Genomic DNA, 6,432 nt, shown 5'->3' with positions numbered 1-6,432 from the left:
CGGCAGAAGTCGGGGTAGTCGGGCACCCAGTAAGACGGCGGGACATAGCCGCGCTTACGGGCCCCGAACCACCGCGGACCGGGCCTGGGGGCTTCAGCGGACATAGAGAACAGCTCCCTCAGTAGAGGCCGGTGAGAGGCCGGCCGCTTCAAGTGCGTAACTCCATGGTTGCCCACTGCGATCCATATCGCAAGATGCGATCCAATTTGCGTGCGACAATCTTGATCGCCATCAACCTTACCCAGCGAGGGATGCGACAAATGTCCGAAGATTCGTCACTGAGCGTAGGGTTGGTCTGGCCAGGTCGTACACGCGGCGCCAAGAAGGAGGCCGAATTGGCAGCTAGTCCAACGCTTCGGCGGCGGAGGCTTGCTGATCAGCTCCTCCGCCTTCGCGAAGCCAAGGGGATGACGGCCAAGCAAGCTGCTGCCGCAGCAAAGAAGCTCGCTCCGGACGGCTCGTGGTTCGAATCGAAGATCACCCGTATCGAGACACGCAAGATCCAGCGTGTCCGGGACGCTGACCTTCAGACATTGCTCGACGTATACGGCGTCCTCCAGGAACACGACCGCGACGCATACCGGCGCCTAGCGCGCGAGGCATCGCAGACGGGCTGGTGGGTGGGCTACCGCGACGTGCTGGGATCAGGGACCTACGTCGATCTTGAGTCCGAAGCGTCGCGGATCCGCTCCTACCAGGTCCTCCACCTGCCCGGACTTCTGCAAACCGAAGCTTATGCTCGCCGGGTCATCCAAGCCGGCGGGGTGGCCGACCCTGAAGAAGCCGAGCGCCGCGTCGAAGTACGGATGATGCGCCAGCACATCCTCTCCAGGGCGGAAGCTCCAAGGATGTGGGCGATCATCGACGAGTCAGCATTCCGCAAGATCCCGCGAGAGATTGCGGCCGAGCAGATCGACCACCTACTCAGTGTTCAGCGGTCTACCCTGCACATACAGGTCCTACCGGACGAGGTCGGCCCACATCCTGGGATGGATGGATCCTTCGTCTTCCTCGACTTCCCCGACGATCCCTCAACGGTGTATCTGGAACAGAGCGGCAGCGCCTTGTTTGTGGAGGACTCAGACGACATGGTCCACTACGAGACCGTGTATGACCTGGTCCATGCCGCGGCACTATCCGTCGATGATTCGCGGGCTTGGCTGCGCGACCGCCTCGACCAAACCTGAACCTGAAGGACACCTCAGTGGCTACCGAGAAGACATTCGACATGAAGTTCCGCAAGTCCTCCTACAGCTCAGCCAAGGGGCAGGACTGCGTGGAGGTCGCCGACTTCGCCGGCGGATCGGCTGTGCGGGACACCCAGCACCGCCACCTCGGCCACGTCGCCTTCACCGCCGACGAGTGGCGGGCCTTCCTCGAAGCCCTCAAGCACGGCCAGCTCTAAAACCACACCCCCACGGCCCGGCGACCCGATCGCCGGGCCGCTCGCATGGGTACACCCACAGCGACCCCCACCCGAGGAGCACCCATGCCGGAGAACCCAACCTTCCGCAAGTCCAGCTACAGCAGTGGCAAGGGACAGAACTGCGTGGAGGTCGCTGACTTCGCCGGCGGCTCAGCGGTGCGCGACACCCAACACCGCCACCTGGCCCACGTCACCTTCACCTCCGACGAGTGGCACGCCTTCCTCGAAGCCCTCAAACACGACCAGCTCTAAAACCACACCCCCACAGCCCGGCGACGCGATCGCCGGGCCATCCGCATGCCGCAGTGCGCTCATGCGGTCGGGCACGAACATCGTGATGCCGGGGCGTGGATCACGGGTGGCGCCGGTTGTCGCGGGCTGCGTCAGCGATCCGAACCACTGTTGACCCGCTCGATCCCAATGGCGACAACACCCAGAGCTTCACGTTCGGGCAGGTAGACCTCCCGGATGTTGCGGAGCTGATCCCCACGCGATGCCGTCGGGTTGACCGACGAAACCGGCTCGTGGTCGAACATCTCGTCGAAATCCCTATAGCGGGCGATCCGCGTGAGCACCTCCTCGTCGCGGCAGCGGAATCGGAGAAGATCACTTCCTTCAACCTCTTACGCGAGGAGTCGTTGACCCTGATCTCGGTCGTCTTCTCACCCGAGGCGATCAGGTCGAAGTAGCGCTTGTAGATGCCCATCTCGTGCGCGCGCGGACGCTGGTCGAGATCAGCAGGTCGGGAGTTCATCAGTCGGCCATGTCCCTTCGTTTTGCCAAGTGCCGACACCGCTGACCACGGTTCCGACGACGAGCTAAGTCCCCCGAGGGCTCTAGGGCATCCGTCGGTGAAAACGATGCCCAAAACCCGGGCACTCTGGGGCACCCAAATCCCGAAGAGATCGGGTCAGAAGTGGTCGCTTCCGGCAACCTGACCGATCGGAAACACGTGCCGGCTCGCGACGCAAATGGTCTCCAACAAGTGAATGGGCGTGCTCTCGGTGTTGTAGGAGATCCGGAGCACCTGAACCACCCACTCGCCCGAGTCGAGGTCGAGCTCGTCGGCCTCGAACGACGTCGGGGGACGCGCCGTGAGCGTCTCGGTCGCGTGGCTGAACACGTGCCCGAGCTTCTCGATTGCGTCTTGCAGCGTGGGCAACACGAACTCGGGGTGTTCGAGCGGCGTTCCCTCGGAGACGTCGAGCCGGAAGTACGACGTCGCCACCCGAACCGGGACTCCGTCAGCCGTAAAGCTCTTGCGACGCGCGAGAACGTCGTCGCCGGTCTCCACTTCCAGTGCCGCGGCAACGTGCTCAGTCGCGGGCTCAGGCCCGGTATAGAGCATTTTCCTTTCCGGCTTGAGCCCCTGTGCCGCGGCCTCGGTCAGGTAGAGCGACTTCGAGCCGCGCGTCGCGGGCTCGGTCGGCAAGGCACGTTGCACGAGCACACGCGGGCGCGGCTCGGTCGAGGCGGCCGGCGCGACCGGCGGCCGCGCGGGCGCCTTCTTCATCTGCGAGACGCGCCCCGGCGAGACCCCAAGGCGCTCGGCGATCTCACCCTGCGTCAGGCCGGACTCTTGTGCCTCGGCGATCGCTTCGCGACGCATGCGCGCGAGTTCACCCACATAGCTCTGTTGCGTGGTCGAGAGTTGGTGCAGGCGCCGCAACCGCTCGACCGGGTCTGCGATCGCCGCGACTGTCTGAAGGGTCTTCGGGTCCACGATCCTCCTTTGCAGCAGGGCCGATTTTAGGCCCCCTATTGCGCACTGTGGCGTCTCGGCTTACATTGCGTAGAGGTCGACTTTAGCCCCCCTAGCGAATCGGGGATTCGTCCCCCCGCCTACAGGAGTCGCCATGCTCGAAGACTTCGAGCGCAACCGGATCGCGAGCTATTTCGCCCGCGTCGTCGACCAGACCGCCCCGGAAACCCGGCTCTCGACCCTCGCCATCACCCACCTGTTGACCGGCCGGTCCGTCTTCCTGCGCGCCATCGCGAGCATGTCGCACCTTCGCGCGGTTCTGCCCAAGCCGAAGAGCATCGACCCCGACGCCCTGACCGAAGCGTCCTCCCTCTGGCAGGTCGACAAGCTCGACCGGCGCAAGCTCGCTACCCCCGACGCAGCTCTTGCCTACCTCGAATCGCGCGCGGCCGGCGAACGGCTCGTGTTGCTCGACGTCGGAGGATACTTCGCCCCCGCGTTGCCCGAACTGTGCGATCGCTTCTCCGGCGAGATCGTCGGCGTCGTCGAGGACACCGAGAACGGACACCGCCGCTACCTCGACTACGACAAGCCGCCGTGCCCCGTGTACTCGGTGGCGCGCTCGCCCTTGAAAGACCCCGAGGATTACCTCATCGGTCAGTCCGTGGTGTTCTCCACCGAGGCCCTGATCCGGGCGCGCGGCGACATCCTGTACGGGCGCGCCGCCGCCGTCCTGGGCTTCGGCAAGCTCGGTTCCTCCGTGGCCCGGATGCTGCACGCGCGCGGCGTACAGGTCGTCGTCTACGACATCGACCCCGTCAAGCGCGCCCAGGCGCTCGCCCAGGGGTTCCTGACCTCGGGGACCCTGGGTCAGGCGCTCGCCGGCTCGGGGATCGTGGTGTGCGCGACGGGCAACCTCGCGCTCAAGGCCGACGACTTCGCCCGGGTGGCCAACGGCGCCTACATCGCCTCGGTCACCTCCTCGGACGACGAGCTCGAACTCGACGCGCTCGACTCCCTGTACGGACGCGAGAGCGTCGGACAAGCCATCACCCGGTACTCGCACACCGGGCACTTCTTCTACGTGCTCAACGAGGGCAACGCCGTGAACTTCCTGCACGGCGCATCGGTGGGCGCCTTCATCTTCCTCGTGCAAGCCGAAATCATCGCCGCGGCCGCGCAACTCATGCGCGCGCCGCACGAGAGTGCACACTACGAATTGCCGACCGAAGTCCGCGAACAGGTCGCGGCGACGTGGCTCGACTACTTCAATGGAGCAGCATGACAGTCACCCACCCTGAGATCCGTTACGTCCTGTCCAAGTACCTCGACCGGAACCCGGACGAAGTCGACGACATGGCTCTTCTGTTCCGCGCGCTCAACGAGGGTCACGACCTCGCCTCGCGGAAGGAATTCCGGATCGGCCACGTCACGGCCGGCGCGGCGGTGGTCGACCCCGAAGGCCGTGCGCTGATGATCCGGCACAAGACGCTTGACACGTGGCTTCTGCCGGGCGGGCACCTCGAACCCGAAGACGGCAGCCTGCTGGCTGCCAGCCTTCGGGAGCTCGAAGAGGAAGCCGGTATCCCCTGGCAACAGGTCGTCTCGCCGCCGGCCCATGACGTCGCACCGGCCGACATCGACATTCACAAGATCCCCGCCAACCCGGACAAGGGCGAGCCAGCGCATTTCCACTTCGACTTCCGCTATGCCCACTGGGTCGAGGACGCCGAGGTGCGTCTCCAGCTCGACGAAGTGACCGCCTTCGAGTGGCGCCCGATCGCGGACCTTCCGCCCGCACTGTCGGCCAAGCTCGCACCCGTCGCCCCGTCGGGACACTGACGCAGGTGGCAATCTCTGCAGACAGCTCGCGCTGCTACAGCGGGTCCGGGCACTCGCTCCTCGGGGTCTGCGCGATGGCGATGACGCCGTCGAGGCGGTCGCGCACGGTCAGCAGATCCGCGATCCGCTCATCGATCCGGGCGCGCTCGGTCGCCAGCTGGTCCTGGAGCGCCGGCGGCGCGACGGGCTCCTTCGCGTCCACGCACGGCAGCACATGGCGGACCACCCGGCTCGGCAGGCCCGCGGCATACAACTGCTGGATCAGCCGGACCCGGTCGACGGCGCTGTCCGGATAGTGCCGCTGGCCACTGGCGCTCCGGTCCGCCGGAAGCAGCTCCTGCTGCTCGTAGTAGCGCAGCGACCGGACGCTCACGCCCGTCCTGGCGGCGACCTCACCTATGCGCATCGGCGCTCCCCCGTCCAGCCCTGTCCGGCTTGCCCCTCACACCAATGTCAGGTTTTAGCGTAGCTGCCGCCGGCGCACGAGCAGCTGCCCGTGCGCCGCCGAACCCGTGAACGGCCAGTTCAGGCCAAGAGAGGCAGAACGTCATGCGCGCAGTTCGCTTTCACGAATACGGCGGCGTGGAGACCCTCGCGGTCGAAGAGGTGCCGGACCCGCAGCCGGGGCCCGGCGAGATCCGCGTCCGCGTGGCGGCGGCCAGCGTGAACCCCGTCGACTGGAAGCTCCGCTCCGGCGCAGCGCGGGAGATCCTCCCGATCGACCTGCCCGCGATCCCCGGGCGCGATGTCGTCGGCGTGGTCGACGCGATCGGCGCAGAGGTCCAGGGGGTGGCTGTCGGCGACCGCGTCTTCGGCATGGGCGGCGCCACCGGAGCGACGGCGGAGCTGGCCGTCCTCTCGGTCTGGGCCCACGCTCCCGCCGAGTGGACCGACGAGGAGGCCGCCGGGGCCGGCCTGGCCTCCGTGACCGCGCTGGTCGGGTTGAACGCGCTCGGCCCGGTGACGGGGCGCACCCTCCTCATCGAGGGAGCCGCAGGAGGCGTGGGCAGCGCAGCGGTCGAGATCGCCGCCGCGAAGGGCGCAACGGTGATCGGGACGGCCAGCGAGCGCAACCACCCCTTCCTCACCTCCCTGGGAGCCGTGCCGACCACCTACGGCCCCGGCCTCGCGGAACGCGTCGCCGCCCTGGCTCCCGAAGGGATCGACGCCGTGCTCGACACCGCGGGCTCCGGCTCCCTGCCCGACCTCATCGCGATCGCCGGCGGCCTCGACCGCGTCGTGACCGTCTCCAACCACCCCACCGCACACCGCCTGGGTGTGCACCTGGCCAACGCGGAGAACAACCCGGCGCTGCTCGCCGAGGCGGCCGGCCTGGGCAGACAGGGCCGCTACACGCCGCGCATCGAACGGACCTATCCCATCGACCGGATCGCGGACGCCCACACCGAAGCCGAGCGCGGGCACACGCGGGGCAAGATCGCGATCCTGATCTGACCGCGCG

Annotated in this window: 9 protein-coding genes; 6 read left to right on the top strand and 3 right to left on the bottom strand. The window is 67.0% G+C overall.

The window, feature by feature from the left end; genetic code table 11:
• The first annotated feature begins 290 nt into the window (after positions 1-290).
• The 3 genes from ACYVGT_RS21630 (at position 291) to ACYVGT_RS21620 (ending at position 1,678) form a co-directional block, all read left to right on the top strand.
• Positions 291-1,187, top strand: coding sequence for a helix-turn-helix domain-containing protein (locus ACYVGT_RS21630; protein ID WP_460861429.1), 897 nt, complete (start codon positions 291-293; stop codon positions 1,185-1,187).
• A gap of 17 nt (positions 1,188-1,204) precedes the next feature.
• The gene (locus ACYVGT_RS21625; RefSeq protein ID WP_460861425.1) at positions 1,205-1,405 is read left to right on the top strand and encodes a DUF397 domain-containing protein; all 201 of its coding nucleotides are present in this window, start codon (positions 1,205-1,207) and stop codon (positions 1,403-1,405) included.
• A gap of 84 nt (positions 1,406-1,489) precedes the next feature.
• Positions 1,490-1,678, top strand: coding sequence for a DUF397 domain-containing protein (locus ACYVGT_RS21620; RefSeq protein ID WP_460861421.1), 189 nt, complete (start codon positions 1,490-1,492; stop codon positions 1,676-1,678).
• Between the two features lie 100 nt (positions 1,679-1,778).
• Here ACYVGT_RS21620 and ACYVGT_RS21615 read toward each other — a convergent pair whose 3' ends face one another.
• Both ACYVGT_RS21615 and ACYVGT_RS21610 read right to left on the bottom strand, forming a co-directional pair.
• Positions 1,779-2,132 carry an ASCH domain-containing protein gene (locus tag ACYVGT_RS21615; RefSeq protein WP_460861427.1) on the bottom strand — a complete coding sequence of 118 codons (354 nt, stop codon included), beginning with the start codon at positions 2,130-2,132 and terminating at the stop codon, positions 1,779-1,781.
• 204 nt (positions 2,133-2,336) lie between these two features.
• A complete protein-coding gene (locus ACYVGT_RS21610) occupies positions 2,337-3,149 on the bottom strand; it encodes a UTRA domain-containing protein (RefSeq protein ID WP_460861418.1) in 813 nt (270 codons plus the stop codon).
• A gap of 133 nt (positions 3,150-3,282) precedes the next feature.
• On the opposite strand from ACYVGT_RS21610, the gene ACYVGT_RS21605 reads away from it, so the two are divergent.
• Entirely contained in the window at positions 3,283-4,413 is a 1,131-nt protein-coding gene (locus tag ACYVGT_RS21605; RefSeq protein ID WP_460861416.1) for an NAD(P)-dependent oxidoreductase, read from the top strand.
• Positions 4,410-4,970, top strand: coding sequence for an NUDIX hydrolase (locus ACYVGT_RS21600; RefSeq protein ID WP_460861413.1), 561 nt, complete (start codon positions 4,410-4,412; stop codon positions 4,968-4,970). The genes ACYVGT_RS21605 and ACYVGT_RS21600 overlap by 4 nt, the downstream gene beginning before the upstream one ends.
• A 34-nt stretch (positions 4,971-5,004) precedes the next feature.
• Here ACYVGT_RS21600 and ACYVGT_RS21595 read toward each other — a convergent pair whose 3' ends face one another.
• Positions 5,005-5,376, bottom strand: a complete 372-nt coding sequence (locus ACYVGT_RS21595; protein ID WP_460861411.1) for a MerR family transcriptional regulator — start codon at positions 5,374-5,376, stop codon at positions 5,005-5,007.
• Positions 5,377-5,519: 143 nt separating this feature from the next.
• Here ACYVGT_RS21595 and ACYVGT_RS21590 point away from each other — a divergent pair, with 143 nt between their 5' ends.
• Positions 5,520-6,425, top strand: a complete 906-nt coding sequence (locus tag ACYVGT_RS21590) for an NADP-dependent oxidoreductase (protein WP_460861408.1) — start codon at positions 5,520-5,522, stop codon at positions 6,423-6,425.
• Positions 6,426-6,432: the final 7 nt, after the last annotated feature.

It is taken from the genome of Nocardiopsis coralliicola (assembly GCF_054779695.1).
This window is presented reverse-complemented; position numbering and strand designations above follow the sequence as displayed.

Coding starts and splice junctions, on each gene's coding strand:
- ACYVGT_RS21595 (WP_460861411.1), bottom strand. CDS start 5,376: ATGCGCATAGGTGAGGTCGCCGCCAGGACGGGCGTGAGCGTCCGGTCG.
- ACYVGT_RS21605 (WP_460861416.1), top strand. CDS start 3,283: ATGCTCGAAGACTTCGAGCGCAACCGGATCGCGAGCTATTTCGCCCGC.
- ACYVGT_RS21600 (WP_460861413.1), top strand. CDS start 4,410: ATGACAGTCACCCACCCTGAGATCCGTTACGTCCTGTCCAAGTACCTC.
- ACYVGT_RS21620 (WP_460861421.1), top strand. CDS start 1,490: ATGCCGGAGAACCCAACCTTCCGCAAGTCCAGCTACAGCAGTGGCAAG.
- ACYVGT_RS21590 (WP_460861408.1), top strand. CDS start 5,520: ATGCGCGCAGTTCGCTTTCACGAATACGGCGGCGTGGAGACCCTCGCG.
- ACYVGT_RS21615 (WP_460861427.1), bottom strand. CDS start 2,132: ATGGGCATCTACAAGCGCTACTTCGACCTGATCGCCTCGGGTGAGAAG.